This is a genomic window from Nocardioides sp. cx-169, from assembly GCF_021083605.1.
Taxonomy (GTDB): domain Bacteria; phylum Actinomycetota; class Actinomycetes; order Propionibacteriales; family Nocardioidaceae; genus Nocardioides.
Window position 1 is genome coordinate 337,559 of sequence record NZ_JAJNRO010000009.1, and the last position, 18,656, is coordinate 356,214.

17 protein-coding genes and 1 riboswitch are annotated in these 18,656 nt (G+C 72.9%); of the genes, 6 read left to right on the forward strand and 11 right to left on the reverse strand.

The features are described 5' to 3' along the window. The first annotated feature begins 28 nt into the window (after positions 1-28). The 6 genes from LRP67_RS21925 to LRP67_RS14910 all read left to right on the forward strand — a co-directional run bounded on the left by LRP67_RS21925 (position 29) and on the right by LRP67_RS14910 (position 8,222). Complete coding sequence (locus LRP67_RS21925; RefSeq protein WP_231270942.1) at positions 29-1,201, forward strand: exonuclease SbcCD subunit D; 1,173 nt, start codon at positions 29-31, stop codon at positions 1,199-1,201. Continuing rightward, a complete protein-coding gene (locus tag LRP67_RS14890) occupies positions 1,201-4,035 on the forward strand; it encodes an AAA family ATPase (protein ID WP_231270943.1) in 2,835 nt (944 codons plus the stop codon). Before LRP67_RS21925 ends, LRP67_RS14890 begins: the two co-directional genes overlap by 1 nt. Positions 4,036-4,215: 180 nt before the next feature. After that, complete coding sequence (locus LRP67_RS14895) at positions 4,216-5,775, forward strand: TldD/PmbA family protein (RefSeq protein WP_231270944.1); 1,560 nt, start codon at positions 4,216-4,218, stop codon at positions 5,773-5,775. Beyond that, positions 5,775-7,169 carry a metallopeptidase TldD-related protein gene (locus tag LRP67_RS14900; protein ID WP_231270945.1) on the forward strand — a complete coding sequence of 465 codons (1,395 nt, stop codon included), beginning with the start codon at positions 5,775-5,777 and terminating at the stop codon, positions 7,167-7,169. Before LRP67_RS14895 ends, LRP67_RS14900 begins: the two co-directional genes overlap by 1 nt. A gap of 109 nt (positions 7,170-7,278) precedes the next feature. Further along, entirely contained in the window at positions 7,279-7,830 is a 552-nt protein-coding gene (locus LRP67_RS14905) for a hypothetical protein (protein ID WP_231270946.1), read from the forward strand. Further along, positions 7,827-8,222, forward strand: coding sequence for a hypothetical protein (locus LRP67_RS14910; protein ID WP_231270947.1), 396 nt, complete (start codon positions 7,827-7,829; stop codon positions 8,220-8,222). The genes LRP67_RS14905 and LRP67_RS14910 overlap by 4 nt, the downstream gene beginning before the upstream one ends. Positions 8,223-8,280: 58 nt before the next feature. Here the strand turns inward: LRP67_RS14910 and LRP67_RS14915 are convergent, their stop codons facing one another. The 11 genes from LRP67_RS14915 to LRP67_RS14965 form a co-directional block, all read right to left on the reverse strand. Further along, complete coding sequence (locus tag LRP67_RS14915) at positions 8,281-9,546, reverse strand: serine hydrolase (RefSeq protein ID WP_231270948.1); 1,266 nt, start codon at positions 9,544-9,546, stop codon at positions 8,281-8,283. Further along, complete coding sequence (gcvP, locus tag LRP67_RS14920; protein WP_231270949.1) at positions 9,543-12,410, reverse strand: aminomethyl-transferring glycine dehydrogenase; 2,868 nt, start codon at positions 12,408-12,410, stop codon at positions 9,543-9,545. Before gcvP ends, LRP67_RS14915 begins: the two co-directional genes overlap by 4 nt. 85 nt (positions 12,411-12,495) lie before the next feature. Beyond that, positions 12,496-12,648: riboswitch (glycine riboswitch) on the reverse strand. A 233-nt stretch (positions 12,649-12,881) separates the two neighbouring features. Then, on the reverse strand, positions 12,882-13,484 hold the full coding sequence (locus LRP67_RS14925) for a MerR family transcriptional regulator (protein WP_231270950.1): 603 nt from the start codon (positions 13,482-13,484) through the stop codon (positions 12,882-12,884). Positions 13,485-13,658: 174 nt separating this feature from the next. Next, positions 13,659-14,135: a bifunctional nuclease family protein gene (locus tag LRP67_RS14930; RefSeq protein WP_231270951.1), complete on the reverse strand. Its 477-nt coding sequence runs from the start codon at positions 14,133-14,135 to the stop codon at positions 13,659-13,661. Positions 14,136-14,197: 62 nt separating this feature from the next. Next, positions 14,198-14,947: a MerR family transcriptional regulator gene (locus LRP67_RS14935; RefSeq protein ID WP_308189759.1), complete on the reverse strand. Its 750-nt coding sequence runs from the start codon at positions 14,945-14,947 to the stop codon at positions 14,198-14,200. A gap of 2 nt (positions 14,948-14,949) precedes the next feature. Further along, positions 14,950-15,495 carry an FHA domain-containing protein gene (locus LRP67_RS14940; RefSeq protein WP_231244557.1) on the reverse strand — a complete coding sequence of 182 codons (546 nt, stop codon included), beginning with the start codon at positions 15,493-15,495 and terminating at the stop codon, positions 14,950-14,952. Between the two features lie 123 nt (positions 15,496-15,618). Beyond that, positions 15,619-16,005 carry a glycine cleavage system protein GcvH gene (gene gcvH, locus LRP67_RS14945; RefSeq protein WP_231270952.1) on the reverse strand — a complete coding sequence of 129 codons (387 nt, stop codon included), beginning with the start codon at positions 16,003-16,005 and terminating at the stop codon, positions 15,619-15,621. Between the two features lie 69 nt (positions 16,006-16,074). Beyond that, complete coding sequence (locus LRP67_RS14950; RefSeq protein WP_231270953.1) at positions 16,075-16,812, reverse strand: DUF881 domain-containing protein; 738 nt, start codon at positions 16,810-16,812, stop codon at positions 16,075-16,077. Next, positions 16,805-17,137, reverse strand: a complete 333-nt coding sequence (locus tag LRP67_RS14955; protein WP_231244554.1) for a small basic family protein — start codon at positions 17,135-17,137, stop codon at positions 16,805-16,807. Before LRP67_RS14955 ends, LRP67_RS14950 begins: the two co-directional genes overlap by 8 nt. Further along, positions 17,134-18,045: a DUF881 domain-containing protein gene (locus LRP67_RS14960; protein WP_231270954.1), complete on the reverse strand. Its 912-nt coding sequence runs from the start codon at positions 18,043-18,045 to the stop codon at positions 17,134-17,136. Before LRP67_RS14960 ends, LRP67_RS14955 begins: the two co-directional genes overlap by 4 nt. Continuing rightward, on the reverse strand, positions 18,038-18,640 hold the full coding sequence (locus LRP67_RS14965) for a CDP-alcohol phosphatidyltransferase family protein (protein ID WP_308189760.1): 603 nt from the start codon (positions 18,638-18,640) through the stop codon (positions 18,038-18,040). Before LRP67_RS14965 ends, LRP67_RS14960 begins: the two co-directional genes overlap by 8 nt. Positions 18,641-18,656: the final 16 nt, after the last annotated feature.

Below are 18,656 nucleotides of genomic sequence, written 5' to 3' on the forward strand. Positions count from 1 at the left end.
TGTCGGCGACGCCGCCTAGGTTCGTCGTGTGCGCCTCCTCCACACCTCCGACTGGCACCTCGGCCGGTCGTTCCACCGCGAGGGGATGCTCGCGCACCAGGCCGGCTTCGTCGACCACCTGCTCGAGGTCGTCGAGTCCGAGCGGGTCGACGTGGTCGTCGTCTCCGGCGACGTCTACGACCGCGCGCTGCCCGGTGTCGATGCCGTCCTGCTGGCCGACGACGCGCTGGTCCGGCTGGCCGCCTCTCGCGCCCACGTCGTCCTCACCAGCGGCAACCACGACTCGGCACGGCGGCTCGGGTTCAGCTCGCGCCTGATCGCCGCCGCCGGGGTTCACATCCGCACCGACGCGGCCAGGTGCGCCGCCCCGGTGCTGCTGGGCGACGCGCACGGTCCGGTCGCGGTCTACGGCCTGCCCTACCTCGACCCGACGGCGCTGATGGAGCCATGGGGCCTGCCACGACGCTCCCACGAGGCGGCGCTGGGCCATGCCATGGCGCGGGTGCGAGCCGACCTCTCCACGCGGCCGGCGGGGACGCGGTCGGTGGTGCTGGCCCACGCGTTCGTCGCCGGGGCCCCCCCGAGCGACTCCGAGCGCGACATCTCGGTCGGTGGGGTGTCCCTGGTGCCCACCAGCGTCTTCGACGGCGTCGACTACGCGGCGCTGGGCCACCTGCACGGCGCGCACAGCCTCACCGACTCGGTCCGCTACAGCGGCTCGCCCCTCGCCTACTCGTTCTCGGAGGCCGCCCACCGCAAGGGATCATGGCTGGTCGAGCTCGACGCGCAGGGTCTCGCCGGCGCCCACTTCCTGGAGGCCCCGGTGCCGCGGCGGGTCACGCGGCTGCGAGGCGACCTCGAGACCCTCCTGGCCGACCCGCGGCTGGCCGAGCACGAGCACGCCTGGATCGAGGCCACGCTCACCGACAACGCGCGCCCCAGCCGGGCGATGGAGCGCCTGCAGCGACGCTTCCCGCACACGCTCGTGCTGCGCTTCGACGCCGCGACCCCCGCCCTGGGAGCGCTGCCCGCCCTGGCCACCCATGCCCGCACCGACCGCGACATCGCGCTGGAGTTCATGGTCGACATGCGCGGAGGCCCACCCGACCCGGCCGAGGCGGCACTGCTCTCCCAGGCGGTCGACGCCTGCTGCGAGGACTCCGACGTCGACGCCCTGCTGCGCGAGGACGGTGCGGGCTGATGCGGCTGCACCACCTCAGCGCCACCGCCTTCGGCCCCTTCGCCGGCACCGTCTCGGTCGACTTCGACAGCCTCTCCGAGGCGGGCCTGTTCCTGCTCTCGGGAGCCACCGGCGCCGGCAAGACCAGCGTCCTCGACGCGGTCTGCTTCGCGCTCTACGGCGACGTCCCGGGCGAGCGCAACGCTGCGCGCCGGCTCCGCTCCGACCAGGCCGACCCCGGGGTGGCCCCGGAGGTCACGCTCGAGGCGACCCTGTCCGGCCGGCGCTTCCGGATCGTCCGCTCGCCGGCGTGGGAGCGCCCCAAGAAGCGCGGCACCGGCACCACCACCGAGCAGTCCCGCGTCGCCCTCTTCGAGCGGGTCGGGGGCGAGTGGCGTCACCTGTCCGGGCGTCTCGACGAGACCGGCCACCTCGTGGGCCGCCTGGTGGGCATGAACGTCACCCAGTTCACCCAGGTCGCGATGCTCCCGCAAGGTCGCTTCCAGACCTTCCTGCGCGCGCGCTCCGAGGAGCGCCACGCGGTCCTGCAGCAGCTCTTCCGCACCGGCCGGTTCGCCGACGCGGAGCGCTGGCTGCGCGAGCGACGCGTGGCGCTGCGACGGGCCTGCGACGAGGCCCACCAGGGGGTCGCGGACCTCGTGAGCCGGATCAGCGAGACCGCGGGGACCCCGTTGCCCGAGGCCTGGGACATCCGCGACCTCACCGACTCCGCGGCCGAGGGGGCGCTGCCGGACTGGGCCGACGGCCTCCTGAGCGAGGCGAGGCGCGCGGCGGTGGAGGCCGCCGCCGAGGCGGACGCCGCGACGGCTGCCGAGGCCGACGGACGGCGTGCGGTCGAGGCGGCCCGGGCGGCCCATGAACGGCTCACCCGCCACCGGGCGGCCCGCGAGGAGTGCGCTGCGCTGCAGGCGCGGGCCGAGGAGGTGGCCGAGGCGCGGGTGCGTCTGGACGCCGCACGCCGGGCCGCCGCGGTCGCGCCGCTGGTGCGGCTGGCGGCCCAGGCGCGCACGCAGCGCGACCGGGCCGCGGAGTCCGCGGCCCGGCTCGAGGTGCGCGACCCCGACGAGGCGGCGCGGCGCCTCCACGCGGCCGTCGAGTCGGTGGCCCGGGTGCGGGCATTGGAGCCTGCCTCGCTGCGCCTGCGCGCCGCGGCCCGTGAGGCCGCGCGCCTGGAGCCGCACGCCGCGGCGCTGCGCCGCGAGCTGGGGCTCGTCGACGCGCGCCTCCGGCTAGCCGACGTGAGCGCCCGGATCGCGGTCCACGAGGAGCTGGCCACCGTGTCCGCGCAGCTCCTGGTCGCTCACGAGGCGTGGAACGCCGCCCGCGAGACCGCTCTGGGCCTGCAGGAGCGGCTGCTCGCCCTGCGCGAGGCGCGGCTGGAGAGCATGGCCGGCGAGATCGCGGGCGCCCTGGCCGTCGGCGCCTGCTGTCCGGTGTGCGGGTCGGCCGAGCACCCTCTGAAGGCGGCACCGCTTCCCGGAGCACCCGATGCGGCCGCGGAGAAGGCCGCGCTGCGCGAGGTCGACGACGCCAAGGCCACCGAGCACCTGCGCGACGTAGAGCTGCGTGACCTGTCGACCCGGCGGGCCGCGCTCGAGGCGCGGACCGGCGACCGGGCGCTCCCGGACCTGCGCGCGGACCGCGCCGTCGTGCTGGCCGAGCTCGACGGCGCCGGCGCGGCCCGGCCGGGCACCGACCTGGAGGAGCACCGACGCCGGCTGGAGGCCGAGCTGGCCGACGCGCGCGCCCGCCTCGACCAGCTGGTCCGCGAGACCGACGAGCTCCGCGACGCCCTGGACCTGGTCCTGGCCGGCAGCGGCTGCGCCGACCTCGAGGCGCTGCTGGCCGCGGAGACCGCGCGCGCCGAGCAGGAGAGACGGGCGCTGGCCACGCTGGAAGCGCTGCACCGGGCCGAGTGCGCCTTCAGCGAGGCGCAGCGCGCGGTCGACGAGGCTGCGCAAGACGCCGGCTTCGCCTCCCCTGCGGACGCGGCCGCCGCCTTCCTGGACCCCTCTCGCGTCGACGCGCTCGCAGCGTCGCTGGCCGCTCACGACCGGCGTCTCGCCGCCGTGGCCGAGGTGCTGGCCGCTCCGGGAGCCGACGAGCTCGAGACGCTCGAGGCGCCGGACCTGGGGCCGCTCGCCGCCGCGCACGCCGACGCACTGGCGAGGCTGGCGCGCGGCCGGGCGCGACTCGACCAGTGGTCGCGCCGTCGCGAGCGCCTCACGGCCCTGCGCGCCGATCTGGAGGTGGCGCTCGACCGATGGACGCCGCTGCGCGCGGAGCACGAGCTGACCTCGCGGTTGGCGGCGTTCGTCGAGGGGAAGTCCCCCGACAACCGGTTGCGCATGCGGCTGTCGGCCTACGTCCTGGCCTACCGGCTCGGCCAGGTGGTCGCCGCCGCCAACGAGCGGCTGTCGAGGATGAGCGACCAGCGCTACTCCCTGGTCCACACCGGCGACCGCGGCGCCGGTGAGACCCGCGGCGGCCTGAGCCTGCTGGTGCGCGACGACTGGTCCGGGGAGAGCCGCGACCCGGCGACCCTCTCGGGGGGCGAGACCTTCGTGGTGTCGCTTGCCCTGGCGCTCGGTCTGGCGGACGTGATCACCCAGGAGGCCGGAGGCGCGGCGCTGGACACCCTCTTCGTCGACGAGGGCTTCGGCTCCCTCGACGCCGACACCCTCGACGACGTGATGGACACCCTCGACTCCCTGCGCGACGGCGGCCGGGTCGTCGGCGTCGTCAGCCACGTGGCCGAGCTCCGCGACCGCATCCCGACCCAGCTCGTCGTCAGCAAGTCGCGCCTCGGCTCCACGCTCGCGCTGCGAAAGTGATCAGGTCCTGACCGTCGCGTGGTCGGCGTCGAAAGCCATGGCGATCGGGATGTCGTCGGTCAGCTCGACCAGGCGCCGCTGGTCACCGTCCTCGGTCATGGATCTCCTCAGGCGGTGGGAGCGGCCGGTACCCCACCACTGCGCGCGAAAACCGGTCGCGCGGTCGGATAGGTTCGCTCCATGAGTGGCACCAGCGGCATCGCAGACGCCGGCGACACCGGCCGCCTCGACCCGACCTTCAGCTCCCTGCCCTATCGCAGTCTCGGCGATGCGGCGCTCAGCCGCGCACGCGAGCTGGGGGTCGCGCACGCCGACTTCCGCTTCGAGCGCGTGCGCTACCAGCGCATCGGCGTGCGCGACGGGGCCTTGCAGGGCGCGAGCGACACCGAGGACCTCGGCTTCGCGGTCCGCGTGATCCATCAGGGGGCGTGGGGCTTCGCCTCCGGTGTCGACCTGACGCCGGCGGGGGCCGCGGCCGTCGCCGAGACCGCGGTCGCCGTGGCCCGCGTGGCCGCGGCGATGACCGCCGCGCCGGTCGAGATGGCGCCCGAGCCCGTGTACGACGACGTCACCTGGGTGTCCTCCTACGTCACCAACCCTCTCGACGTGCCGGTGGCGGAGAAGGCAGCACTGCTCGTCGACTGGACCGAGCGCCTGCGCACGGGCGCCGCGGTGGACCACGCGTCGGCGTACCTGCTGCAGGTCCAGGAGAACAAGTACTACGCCGACCTGGCCGGCACCCGTACCACGCAGCAGCGGATCCGGCTGCAGCCGGGCTTCGAGGCGATGGGCGCTGGTGCGGACACCTTCGACTCGATGGCCTCGATCGCCCCGCCGGTGGGGCGCGGCTACGAGTACCTCACCGACGGCAGCCACGACTGGGACGCCGAGATCGAGCAGGTGCCCGAGCTGCTGGCGGAGAAGCTCAAGGCGCCCAGCGTCGAGGCGGGCACCTACGACCTGGTCATCCATCCGTCCAACCTGTGGCTGACCATCCACGAGTCGATCGGTCACGCGACCGAGCTCGACCGGGCCCTGGGGTACGAGGCCAACTACGCCGGCACCTCGTTCGCGACCTACGACCAGCTCGGCACCCTGCGCTACGGGTCCCCGGTCATGCACGTCACGGGCGACCGCACCGTGGAGCACGGTCTCTCGACCATCGGCTACGACGACGAGGGCGTGCAGACCCGGTCCTGGGACCTGGTCCGCGACGGTGTGCTCGTGGGCTACCAGCTCGACCGCGCCATGGCGCGCATGAAGCCGGAGCTCGCCGGCCCCGATCATCCCGGCGGCCGGTCCAACGGCTGCGCCTACGCCGACTCCCCCGGCCACATCCCGATCCAACGCATGGCCAACGTGTCCCTGCAGCCCGCGGCCGACGGCCCGTCGACCGAGGAGCTGATCGGCCGCGTCGAGCGGGGTCTGTACGTCGTCGGCGACAAGTCCTGGTCGATCGACATGCAGCGCTTCAACTTCCAGTTCACCGGGCAGCGCTTCTACCGGATCGCCGACGGCGAGCTGGTGGGCCAGGTGCGCGACGTGGCCTACCAGGCCACGACCACCGACTTCTGGGGCTCCATGGAGGCGGTGGGCGGTCCCCAGACCTGGGAGCTGCACGGCGCGTTCAACTGCGGCAAGGCCCAGCCCGGGCAGGTGGCGGCGGTGAGCCACGGCTGCCCCACGTCGCTGTTCCGCGGCGTCCGGATCCTCAACACCAACGACGAGGCAGGCCACTGATGACCACGCTCGCCACCCCCCAGTCCCTGGTCGAGCAGGCACTCGCGGTCACCACCGCCGACGACTGCGTCGTCATCGTCCGCGACGCGACCAGCGCCAACCTGCGCTGGGCCAACAACACGCTCACCACCAACGGCGTGATGCATGGCATCACCGCCACCGTGGTGTCGTTCATCCGCACCCCGGATGGCGTGGCGACGGCGTCGGTCAGCGGGGCGGCCAGCACCCAGGCCCAGGTCACGGCGCTGGTCGAGAAGGCCGACGCCGCCGCGCGCGCGTCGTCACCCGCGGAGGACGCCGCCGACCTGGTCCGCGGGGCCGCCTCCCCCGACTGGGAGGACGCGCCGGTACCGACCGACGTCCACGTCTACGACACCTTTGCCCCCGCCCTCGGCGAGGCCTTCGGGCGGGCGACCGCGGCGGGTCGCGTGCTGTACGGGTTCGTCAACCACGAGCTGACGACGACGTACCTCGGCTCCACCACCGGCCTGCGCCTGCGCCACGTGCAGCCGACCGGCCACTACGGGTGCACAGGCAAGAACGCCGCGCTCACCGAGAGCGCCTGGGTCGGCGGCGCCACGCGGGACTTCGCCGGCGTGGACGCGCTCGCGATCGACGCCGAGCTCGAGCGCCGGCTGGCCTGGGGCTCGCGCCGGGTGGACCTGCCGGCCGGCCGCTACGACACGATCCTGCCGCCCACGGCCGTGGCCGACCTGATGATCGACGCCTACTGGTCCGCCGGAGCCCGGGTCGCGTGGGAGGGCCAGTCGGTCTTCAGCAGGCGCGGTGGCGGCACCCGCATCGGCGAGCGCCTCACCTCCCCCGGCGTGCACCTCTACTCCGACCCGGCGTACGGCGGTCTGGAGTGCGCGCCGTTCGTGGTGGCCTCCTCCTCGGGCAACGAGACGTCGGTCTTCGACAACGGCCTGCCCCTCGCGCGCACCGACTGGCTGCGCGACGGCGAGCTCACCTCCCTGCTCCAGACCCGCCACAGCGCCGGCATGACCCACCAGCCCGTCACACCGATCGTCGACAACCTGGTGCTCGATGTGGAGGGCGGCCGGGGGTCGGTGGCGGACCTGGTGGCCGGCACGGAGCGCGGCCTGCTGCTGACCTGCCTGTGGTACATCCGCGAGGTCGACCCGCAGAGCCTGCTGCTCACCGGCCTGACCCGCGACGGGGTCTACCTGGTGGAGGGGGGCGAGATCACCGGCTCGGTGAACAACTTCCGCTTCAACGAGAGCCCGGTCGACCTGCTGCGGCGCTTCACCGCGGCCTCCGCGACCGTCCCGAGCTTCAGCAGGGAGTGGGGCGACGACTACTTCTCCCGCACCGCCACGCCCGCCCTGCGGGTCCCGGACTTCAACATGTCGAGCGTCTCCCAGGCGATGTAGGTCGTCCGATCGCGTCGTCCCCCCGGCCGCCGCGTGCCGAGCGGCTCTGGGACGCTCACCGCTGAGCCGGCACGTTTGAGGAGCGGCGGGAGACGGCACCATGCAGGACATGTCCGACTCCCGGCCTCCCGGCCCGCCGCCCGCCGGCTCTCCGCCACCCCCGCCTTCCGGGCCGCCGACGGCCGGGCCACCGCCGGCCGGTCCCCCACCGTCGTCGCCTTCGCGGCTCGGCTGGTACGTCGCCGGCGGCGTGCTCGTGCTGATGCTGGGCATCGGCGGTGCGGTCTTCGCCTTCACCGGCGGCGAGGCATCGAGCGTCCAGGAAGTCGCCGACCAGGCGGTCGAGGCCGCCGAGGACCTCGATGTAGGCGCCGGCATCGACCTGCTCTGCAAGGCCCCGACCAAGAATCAGCGCGCCCAGCTCGAGTTCCTGATCGCCGAGGGCCAGCAGGAGGCCGGCACAGAAGACCCCGACATGGACTACGTGATCAGCCATGTCGAAGGCGACGCGACCGGCAGCTTCCGGGTGCGAGCCACCAGCGATGAGGAGGCGCTGCAGGGCAGGACGCTCGACCTGGTCCTGCTCGTCGAGCAGGATGACGGCCGCTCCTGCATCGCCGGGGTCAAGGACGGCCAGATGGTCGGCGAGGACGGCGATTGATCTTCCGGCTGAGCGCCGCGGCCTTCGTGGCGATCGCCGCGCTGACGGCGTACGCGCTCCTCGACAGCGGAGCCGACGTGGTCGAGCTGGCGCAGTGGCTGCGCCGCCACGGCCACCCCGGCTACGCGGCCTGGCTGGCCTGGGTCCCGCTCTCGCCCGTCGTGCTCGCCGCGACCGCACTGGCCGTCGGCCGAACCCCGTGGCCGTGGGTGGTCGCCGTGACGGTGCAGCTGGCCAGTCTGGTCGGCGCCCAGGCCCGCGCCGGCCACCTCGTGGACCGCTGGTCGTGGGTGCTGGTCGCGCTCGCCCTCGTCCTCGGCCTGGCCTCGGTCGTCGCCGCCCTCGGGGACCGGTCTCGACCGCCGCCACCGAAGGGACTCCGATCCTCCTGAGGGTCTCGCTTCTTGCCCCTCGGGTCAGTCGGTCGGCGTACTGGCGTGGGAGAACTCCTCAGCCGGACCGGGCGCCCGGGATCGGGGCCTGCGGGTCGTAGGGGGTGCGGGTGTAGACGAACGTCGCGCACACAAGATGGCAGACGGACCCGTCCGGACGCCGCACCACCTCGACGGTCTCCCCGCGGTGGTAGCCGGCGACGCCGACGATCCGGTCGTCGCGGACCTCGAACACGTCGGTGAGCTCGCCGGCGGCCAGGCTGCGCAGGTGCAGGGTGTCGTTGTGCCAGCGCAGCTCCTGGGCGCTGTTGCCCCAGAACCACAGGCCGAGCAGCTCCCCGACCACGTCGGGTACGGCTCTCGAGGGCACCCACCGCGCTGCGTCGGGCAGCGGATCCTCACCGAGCAGCAGGTGCGGGAGCCGGCGCGCGTCGAGCCCGGTCGTCGAGGACGACAGCGCCACGACTCCGTCCCCGGTAGCCGGGTCCACGAACAGACCGGCCTGGAAGCCGGGCATGGACCCGGGGTGCCCGACCCAGCGACGCCCGTCCTGGTCGGCCAGCCACAGCCCCAGGCCGTAGGTCTGGCTGGTGGGCTCGGCCATCTCGCGCAGCGTGACAGGGGCCAGCACGTCGGGGTGGCCGGCGGCGAGGAAGGCGCCGAGCGCGGCGAGATCCGCGACCGTGCTCCAGAGCTGGCCGGCCGGCGCCATCGCCACCGTGTCGTGGTGCGGCTCGGGCGTCAGGGTGCCGGCGAAGTGGTCCACGCTCCAGCCCTGCGCGGCGGGCACCTCGTCGGCGTACGTCGTGTCGGTCATGCCCAGCGGCGCCAGGACCCGCTGCGACACCACGTCCCACCAGGGCTCGCCACGCAGCCGGGCGACCGCCTCGCCGAGCAGGCCGTAGCCGAGGTTGGAGTAGTGGAACTCCCCAGGCGGCAGCACGGCGCCCGAACCGTCGTTGGCGGCGACCAGGGTCGCGAAGTCCACCCCGGGTGAGCGCTCCCACCAGGAGCCCACCGGCTCGCTCTGCATGCCCGACGTGTGCGCCAGGAGCTCGCGCACCGTCGCGGCGGCGTACCCGGTCTCGGGGATCACGGCCCCGATCGGGTCGTCGAGGGACAGCAGCCCCTCGTCGCGCAGCTGGAGGACCGCCACCGCGGTGAGGGTCTTGGTGACCGACCCGATCCGGTAGCGATCGGCGAGCGACCCGCCGACCGTCCCGGTCCAGGCGAGCTCGCCCTCCCGGAGCACCCCGGCCACGACCGTGGGCAGGCGGCCGGCCGCCTGCACGGCGGCCAGCCGGGCCTGCCGGTCGGCACTCACTCGGCGAAGGCCTCCAGCGGCGGGCAGGAGCACTGCAGGTTGCGGTCGCCGTAGGCCTGGTCGATGCGGGCCACCGGCGGCCAGTACTTGTCCGGGTCGATGCCGGTGGGGAAGACCGCGAGCTCGCGGGAGTACGGGCGCTCCCAGTCGCCGACGAGGGCACGCGAGGTGTGCGGTGCTCCTCGCAGCGGCGACTCCTCGGGGGACCACTCCCCCGCTCCCACCCGGTCGATCTCGCCCTTGATGGCGATCATCGCCTCGCAGAACCGGTCGATCTCGGCGAGGTCCTCGGACTCGGTGGGCTCGACCATCAGCGTGCCGGCGACGGGGAACGACATCGTCGGGGCGTGGAAGCCGTAGTCGACCAGGCGCTTGGCGACGTCGTCGACGCTGACCCCGGTCTGCTTGGTCAGGCCGCGCACGTCGAGGATGCACTCGTGGGCGACCAGCCCGCCGTGGCCGCGGTAGAGCACCGGGAAGTGCTCGCCCAGCCGCGCCGCGACGTAGTTGGCCGACAGCACCGCGCTGGCGGTGGCACGGGTGAGCCCGGCGCCGCCCATGAGCCGGATGTAGGCCCACGAGATGGGCAGGATGCCCGCCGAGCCGTACGGCGCCGCGCTGATCGGGCCGATGCCGCTGCGCTTGTCCTCCTCGGGGTGCATCGCGTGGGAGGGCAGGTACGGCGCGAGATGCGCGCGCACCGCGACCGGGCCGACGCCCGGGCCGCCGCCGCCGTGCGGGATGCAGAAGGTCTTGTGCAGGTTGAGGTGGGAGACGTCGCCGCCGAACTCGCCGGGCTTGGCGTAGCCCAGGAGCGCGTTGAGGTTGGCGCCGTCGACGTACACCTGTCCGCCGTGAGCGTGCACGATCTCGCAGAGCTCGGTGATCGTGTCCTCGTAGGCGCCGTGGGTCGAGGGGTAGGTGACCATGATCGCGGCGAGATCGGCGGCATGCCGCTCGCACTGTGCGCGCAGGTCGTCGAGGTCGACGGTGCCGTCGTCCGCGGCCTTGACCACGACGACCCGCATGCCGGCCATCACCGCGGAGGCGGCGTTGGTGCCGTGGGCCGACGACGGGATGAGGCAGACGTCGCGGGCCGCCTCACCGTGGGCGCGGTGGTAGCCGCGGATGGCGAGTAGGCCGGCGAGCTCGCCCTGGGAGCCGGCGTTGGGCTGGATCGAGACCCGGTCGTAGCCCGTGACCTCGGCGAGGTAGCCCTCGAGCTGGTCGACCAGCTTGCGGTAGCCCAGCGCGTCCTCGGCCGGCACGAACGGGTGCAGGTCGGCGAAGCCGGGCAACGAGATCGGCTCCATCTCGGCGGTGGCGTTGAGCTTCATCGTGCACGAGCCCAGCGGGATCATGCCGCGGTCCAGCGCGTAGTCGCGTGCCGAGAGCCTGCGCAGGTAGCGCAGCATCTGGGTCTCGCTGTGGTGGCTCGAGAACACCTCGTGCGTGAGGTACGGCGTCGTACGCCGCAGCGCCTCGGGCAGCGCGTCACCGGTGGCCTGGTCGACCGCGTCGATGTCGACGGCGAGCCCGAAGGCCCGGAGCAGGCTGCCGATCGTGGAGCCCGTGGTGCACTCGGAGGTGGAGATGCCGACCGTGTCCTCGTCGACCAGGCGGACGTAGATGCCCAGCGCGCGGGCGGCGGCCTGGACCTCGGCGGCGCGCCTCGGCACGACGACGGTCACGGTGTCGAAGAACTCCTGGTGGCCCACCGTGAGGCCGCCCTGACGCAGCGCCGCAGCCAGCACCGCGGCGTAGCGGTGGGCGCGGGTCGCGATGGCGCGCAGGCCCTCGGGGCCGTGGTAGACGGCGTACATCGATGCGACGACGGCCAGCAGCACCTGGGCGGTGCAGATGTTGGAGGTCGCCTTGTCGCGGCGGATGTGCTGCTCGCGGGTCTGCAGGGCGAGGCGGTAGGCGGGGCGGCCCTCGGCGTCGACCGACACCCCGACCAGCCGGCCGGGCAGGTGCCGCTCCAGGCCCTGGCCGACGGCCATGAAGCCGGCGTGCGGACCGCCGTAGAAGAGCGGGACGCCGAAGCGCTGGGAGGAGCCGACGACCACGTCGGCGCCCATCGCGCCCGGCGCCTCGAGCAGCGTGAGCGCGAGGAGGTCGGCGGCCACGACGGCCAGCGCGCCGCGCTCGTGCGCGGCCTCGATCAGGGGTCTGGGGTCGAGGATCCGTCCGGAGGCGCCTGGGTACTGGACCAGGACCCCGCTGAGCTCGCCCTCGGGCAGCCCGCCGGTGAGGTCGGCGACGACGACCTCGATGCCCATGCCCTCGGCGCGGGTGCGGACCACGTCGATGGTCTGCGGCAGGGCGTCGGCGTCGACCACGAACGGGCCGGCCGCCTTGCGGTTGCCGCGTCGTACCAGCGTCATGGCCTCGGCGGCGGCGGTGCCCTCGTCGAGCAGGCTGGCGTTGGCCGTCGGCAGGCCGGTGAGGTCGCCCACGACGGTCTGGAAGTTGAGCAGCGCTTCGAGCCGCCCCTGCGAGATCTCCGGCTGGTACGGCGTGTAGGCGGTGTACCAGCTCGGGTCCTCGAGCACGTTGCGCCGGACCACCGGCGGGGTGATCGTGGCGTGGTAGCCCAGGCCGATCATCGCCTCGCCGGGCCGGTTGGCGGCGGCGATCTTGCGCAGCTCCTTGCCCACCGCCTCCTCGCTCAGCGCCGCAGGCAGATCCAGCTCGGCGGCCGCGCGGATCCCGCCCGGCACCGCCGCCTCCATCAGCTCCTCGAGGGAGCCGAACCCGAGGCGGTCGAGCATCGCCCGCTCGTCGGCGGGGCGCAGGCCGATGTGCCGCTCCACGAACGGCAGGGCGCCGTCGAGGTCGGTGAGGCTGGGGTGGTCGGACACGGGGTCTCCTCAGGCAGCGGGGTCGAGGTCGTCATGCACCTGCGCCCTCCCCCTCTGTCGGGACGGCGTCGCCCTTCAGAGTTGCCTGCTCCGCACGGTCCTGGCGCCTGAGAGGTTCCGGGGAGGAATTGCCCCTTCGGCGCTCCGTTCCCGACGGCCGTCGTACGACGGTGCTGGTGGTGCCTGGGTGACGCGGTGGTGCCTGGCCGGCGAGCGAAGACTCTCCCGTGCGGGATCAGTCAGCTGGACCAGCCTACCAACCCGGCCCTCCCCACCTGGACTTCTCGTCTCGTGTGCTGGGAGCGCGAGGTGGGGTCCGGCCCGTGGTTTGGTCACAATCCGCACGTCCTACTCGCCGGTTCGCGCGGTTTGTGACCAAACCGCAGGCCGACCGGCCGGCGAACGCGCGTGAAATGACGACGGACCCGCCACCTCGAGGGTGGCGAGTCCGCCGGAGCTGGGACGGAGGAGTCAGCCGGTCTGACGGGCGGCGCGGCGGGCGGCGAGCTCGTCGTTGGCCGACGGCGTGGCGCCCGCGTCGTCGGCGGCGCGCTCGCTGGGGAGCTCGGCGAGGGTGCCCTCGATCTCGCGCCAGACCCCGCCGATGGCGATGCCGAAGACGCCCTGGCCACCCTGAAGCAGGTCGATGACCTCGTCGTTGCTGGTGCACTCGTAGACCGAGGCGCCGTCGCTCATGAGCGTGACGCGGGTCAGGTCGTCGGTGCCGCGCTCGCGCAGGTGCGAGACCGCGGTGCGGATCTGCTGCAGCGAGATGCCGGCGTCGAGCAGGCGCTTGATGACCTTGAGGATCAGGATGTCGCGGAAGGAGTAGAGCCGCTGCGAGCCGGAGCCGGTGGCACCGCGCACGGTGGGCTCGATCAGGCCGGTGCGGGCCCAGTAGTCGAGCTGGCGATAGGTGATGCCGGCGGCGTTGCACGCGGTCGGACCGCGATAGCCCAGGTCGCTGGGCAGCGGCGAGACGTCGTCGGTGAAGAGGAGGCCTTGCTCCTCGGCGGCCTCGACGGCCTCGACTACGTCCGCGCTCGTGCCGGCTTCAGGCTGGTGCTCGTTCACACGGTCCTCCGTGGGTCTACTCCGTTGAACGTAGCTCCGGGGAAGGACGGGCCGACCCGGGAGGGCACAACCACAACGGTGGAGTTACAACAGAGACATCCCAAGGTAAGCCCGAACGCCGGGCCGGTCAAAGACAACCGCGGCGTGTCGCAACCCTCAACCTCTACTTGAGACTTACTGTTCCGGCGTGGACTCGAAGTCCTCAGGCGTGACTTGGTCCAGGAACTCGCGGAACTTCTCGACCTCGTCCTCCTGCTCGGCCGGGACGGCGAGGCCGGCCTCGTCGAGCACCTCCTCGGCGCACACGATCTTGGTGCCGGTGCGCAGGGCGAGGGCGATCGAGTCGGAGGGACGGGCACTGACCTCGGTGCCGGTGGCGAAGACCAGCGTCGCGAAGAAGACGCCGTCCTTGACGTCGGTGATGCGGACCTCGGTCAGCTCGGTGCCGATGGCCTCGAGCACGTTCTTCATCAGGTCGTGCGTCAGCGGTCGTGGAGGTACGACGCCCTGCTGGGCGAACGCGATCGCCGTGGCCTCGACGGCCCCGATCCAGATCGGCAGGTAGCGCTCCCCCGAGACCTCCCGCAGCAGGACGATCGGCTGGTTGGAGGGCATCTCCACCCGGACTCCCATGACATCGACTTCCCGCATACGACCACCCTACTCCCGCCCCGGACAGGCCGGAACGCCCAGCACCGGCAGGGGTACGGCGCTCAGGTCGAGCGCAGGCCGGCCTTGACCAGCGTCGCGTGCAGCCGCACGGAGAGGGCCGCGATCTCGGAGACGGCGTCGTCTGCCCGGGCGCGCGCGGCGGCGTCGCGGCCGTTCTTGAGGGGAGCCACGACCTGCTCGACGAGCCCGACCTCGCGGTCGGCGGAGGTCTTGAACGCGCGCAGGTGTCGGGGCTCGAAGCCGAACTCGGCCAGCTCGCGGGCGGTCTGGGCGATGACCAGCGCGTCGGTGTCGAAGTGTCCCGTGCCGGTGCGCGGACTCACCAGGCCGAACTGCTCCAGCTGCACCAGCAGCTCGTCGGTGATGCCCGCGATCTTGACCAGCTCACGGCGCGAGAGGCGCAGTGAGTCCCGGCGGGCGAACGACTCCGCGCTGGGCAGGCCGTCGGCCGCGAGCGCGACCGTGGGCACCGTCGGGACGACCGCCTCGATCGGCGGCGGCTCCAGCCCGCGGTCGATGGCGTCGAGGTGCTCGCCGATGACCTTCAGCGGCAGGTAGTGGTCGCGCTGCATGCGCAGCACGTAGCGCAGCCGCTCGACGTCGTCGGCGGAGAACTTCCGGTAGCCCGAGGGGGTGCGCTCGGGCTTGATCAACCCCTTGTCCTCCAGGAAGCGGATCTTGGGGATGGTGATCCCGGGGTAGTCGGCGCGGAGCTGGTCGAGCACCTGCCCGATGTTCATGCGCGCGCGCGAGCCACCGGCCGCGCTGCCCGGCGCCGAGGAGGCAGACACGCTCAGGCGTCCTCGTGCCCGGAGAAGAAGACCAGCCGGTACTTGCCGATCTGCACCTCGTCGCCGTCCTTGAGCTGGACCTTCTCGATCCGGTCGCGGTTGACGTAGGTGCCGTTGAGGCTGCCGACGTCGCTGACCGTGAAGCCCTCGGAGGTCCGGTCGAAGACGGCGTGCTGGCGCGAGACCGTGACGTCGTCCAGGAAGATCTCGCTGTCCGGGTGCCGGCCGGCGTGTGTCACGTCGGCGTCCAGGAGGAAGCGGCTGCCCGACCCCGGGCCCTTCTGCACGACGAGCAGCGCGTGGCCGGTCGGCAGCGCGTCGACCGCGGCGGCGTCGACGGGGTTCAGCTGGCGGTCGGAGGTCTCGGCACGCTCGCCTGCGGTGCCGATCTGGATGGTGGCGGTGGAGTCCCCCACCGACTCGCCGGGCCCCGGGAAGGAGTCGGTGGACACGCCGCTGCTGTCCACGCTCACCAGCCTGGTGCCGCACTGCGCGCAGAAGCGGGCGTCGTCCGGGTTCTGCCTGCCACACGCGGTGCAGAACGGCATCGAATCATCCTCCGGTCGGCGTCGTACCCAGATAACCCTCAAGGCAGGGCTGAGGTTGACGGTTGGTCAACGAACCTATCAGTCGGCGAGCGCGGATCAAGTCGATCCGTCCCGGTCCGCGGATCAGCCGTCGAGGGTCGCGACGTACGCGTCGACCTCGAGCAGGTCGTCGAGCTGCGCGGGGTCCGAGGGGACCACCTCGAACAGCCAGCCGCCGGCGTACGGATCGCTGTTGACCAGCTCGGGGGTCGCGTCGAGCGACTCGTTGCGCGCGACGACCTCGCCCGTGACGGGGGCGTAGATGTCGCTGACCGACTTGGTCGACTCCAGCTCACCGCAGGTGGTGCCGGACTCGATGGTGTCGCCGACGTCGGGCAGCGAGACGTAGACGATGTCGCCCAGGGCGTCCTGCGCGAAGTCGGTGATGCCGATCCGCACCGAGCCCTCGTGCTCGCCGGGAGACCGGACCCACTCGTGCTCGACGGTGTACTTCAGGTCATCGGGGTACAAAGCGGGATCTCCTCCGGTCGAGGCCCGAGCCCTCGGGCGCGGAAACAGCCTGGGTGGTCGTGCTGCAGGTTACTGCCCGTTGCCGGGTTCGGCGTACTCCGGTTGCACCGGCTCCACCACCGACTCGATGTCCAGCGAGGTCAGCTTCTCGACCTCCGGCTCGGCGCCGTCGGCCTTGAGCTTGGCGCGGGGCCCGAGAGGGAACGTGATCGCGCCGGCGAGCACGTCGGGATCGCCGATGACGTCGACGACGTAGGGCGACTCCACGGTCACGCCGTCGATGGCGATGCCGCCGGACACGTCGGTGAAGGACGACTGCGCGATGAGCCGCACCTCGCCGTTGACCTGCATCGCCTCGGCACCGACGGTGCGCAGCTCCTGGATCGTGTCGATCAGCGAGGCCACCTGCACCTGCCCGTCGACCTCGGTGATGGTGATCCGGATGCCGGGCCCGGTGACCGGGACCCGCCCGGCGAGGATGGAGAGCGTGTCCACCTCGGACTCGGCCTGCTCCAGCGCGGCCTGTCGCCGGCTGGTCGCCGACTGCAGGTCCTCGCGCGTCGCCTCCAGCCGGGCGATCTGGGCCTCACCGCGCTGGGTCGTGCCGGCGAGGCTGTTGAGGAGGTCGATCAGCTCCTGCTGACGCAGCGCGGAGTAGGAGTCGTCCACGCCCCTGCTCTGCACCTGCGTGACCGCGCCGAAGCCCACCAGGCCGAGCAGCACCGCGACCACGACCTGGCGGCGCGACGCGGTGGTCAGCGCCTGCCACAGCCGCTGACGCCCCGGCGAGGTGTCCGGCTCAGGCATGGAAGAGGTGCCTTCGGATGGCCGCGACGTTCGAGAAGATCCGGATGCCGAGGACCACGATCACACCGGTCGAGAGCTGGCCACCGACGCCCAGCTGGTCGCCGACGTAGACGATCCCCGCGGCGATCACCACGTTGCTGACGAACGAGACGACGAACACCTTGTCGTCGAAGATGCCGTCGAGATAGGCGCGCAGCCCCCCGAAGACCGCATCGAGCGCCGCCACCACCGCGATCGGCAGGTACTGCTCGAAGCCCAGCGGCACGTCGATCTTGAGGTAGATGCCGAGGAGGATGCCCACGGCCAGGCCGAGCACGGCGATCACGAGGGTGACTCCTTCGGCTGGGGGCGGTCCTGGCCCGTGTCCTCGGCCGCCGAGCGGAGCAGCAGGAAGGAGCGGGGACCGGGGGCCAGGGACATGTCCTCCTCATTCTGCAGGTCGTAGGTGAACCCGAAGCGTCGCGACAGGCTGTCGAACGCGATCCCGCTGCTGGTCTCGAGCAGCGTGGCCTGCAGGCTGCCGCGGTCTCCGATCGCCAGGACGGTGTACGGAGAGGCGATGCCCACCCCGTTGACCTCGATCGGCACGCCCGAGGTGCGGATGGCGCTGAGCGCGGTCAGCCGCTGTCCGTTGATCGCGATGGCCTCGGCGCCGGCCGCCCAGAGTCCGTCGGCCAGGAGGGCGAGGTCCTCGTCGCGCACCGTGCCGTCGAGGTCGCCGGTCTCGGCGTCCTCGACGGTGACCCGGATGCCCTCCCCCTGCGTGGGGGTGAAGCCGGTGCGTACGCCGAGGCGGCGCAGCCGTGGCGTGAGTGCCTGCTCGCGCTCGGCGAGGCGGCGCAGCTCGTCCTCGGTGTCGGCGTTCTCCTCGCGCAGGTCCGCGATGCGCACCTGCATGCGCGAGACCCGCTCGTTCTGGTCCTCGATCCGCGCGACCAGGCTGGCGCGCCCCTCGTCGCGTACGCCGGCGTTGCGCTGGGTCTGTACCGCCGCGGTCGCGGCCATGATCCCGAACACGGCCACGGCGACGGCGGCCACGCGGCGCGGCCCCGGCGCTCGGGTGGCTCCGGTCGTCGCGGGGGACCCGGCGCCGCCCTCGGCGGGCCGGCCCTCCTCAGCCTGGGCGACGCGCCGCTCGGCCGCGAGCAGGTAGTCCTCGTCCAGTGCCTGGCGCTGGATGAGGTCCAGCAGCGGGAGGGTCACGCGCGGCGGCAGCTCGGAGGGCTCAGACATCGTGGACCGCCTCACGACGCTCGGTCGTGAGCAGCAGCTTCCTCACCTGCCATGCGTAGAGGACGCCGGCCCACCAGTAGAGGCCGATGCCCCACAAGGCGAACGCCCACCCACACACCTGGGCCAGGACGGCGACGGTCCCCTCCCCGTCGCCGAGCAGGAGCAGCGGGAACGCGTAGAGGAGGTTGAAGGTGGCCGCCTTGCCGAGGAAGTGCACGGGCAGGGCGCTGTAGCCGCGGGTCCGCAGCAACGGCACCAGCCCCCACATGAGGAGGTCGCGCAGCGGCAGCGAGATGGCCATCCACCACGGGATCACGTCGCGCAGCGCGAGGCCGACGACGACGGCGAGGATGTAGAGGCGGTCGGCCACCGGGTCGAGGATCTGGCCGACCAGCGACTGCTGGTTGAGCCGTCGCGCCAGCCAGCCGTCGAGGAAGTCGGTGAGGCCGGAGACCATCAGCAGGGCCAAGGCCCAGCCGTCCTCCTCCGGGCCGAGGACCAGCCACAGGAAGACCGGCACCCCCGCCAGCCGCATGGCGCTGAGCAGGTTGGGAACCGTCCAGACGCGGCCTTCGCGCGCCGAGTCGTCCGCCACTGGTGCCTGCATTCCT

Bases quoted from the DNA above. Each gene is read 5' to 3' on its own strand.
- LRP67_RS14890 (WP_231270943.1), top strand. From the start codon at position 1,201: ATGCGGCTGCACCACCTCAGCGCCACCGCCTTCGGCCCCTTCGCCGGC.
- LRP67_RS14950 (WP_231270953.1), bottom strand. From the start codon at position 16,812: ATGCCTGAGCCGGACACCTCGCCGGGGCGTCAGCGGCTGTGGCAGGCG.
- LRP67_RS14900 (WP_231270945.1), top strand. From the start codon at position 5,775: ATGACCACGCTCGCCACCCCCCAGTCCCTGGTCGAGCAGGCACTCGCG.
- LRP67_RS14960 (WP_231270954.1), bottom strand. From the start codon at position 18,045: ATGTCTGAGCCCTCCGAGCTGCCGCCGCGCGTGACCCTCCCGCTGCTG.
- LRP67_RS14930 (WP_231270951.1), bottom strand. From the start codon at position 14,135: ATGCGGGAAGTCGATGTCATGGGAGTCCGGGTGGAGATGCCCTCCAAC.
- LRP67_RS14895 (WP_231270944.1), top strand. From the start codon at position 4,216: ATGAGTGGCACCAGCGGCATCGCAGACGCCGGCGACACCGGCCGCCTC.
- LRP67_RS14940 (WP_231244557.1), bottom strand. From the start codon at position 15,495: ATGCCGTTCTGCACCGCGTGTGGCAGGCAGAACCCGGACGACGCCCGC.
- LRP67_RS14905 (WP_231270946.1), top strand. From the start codon at position 7,279: ATGTCCGACTCCCGGCCTCCCGGCCCGCCGCCCGCCGGCTCTCCGCCA.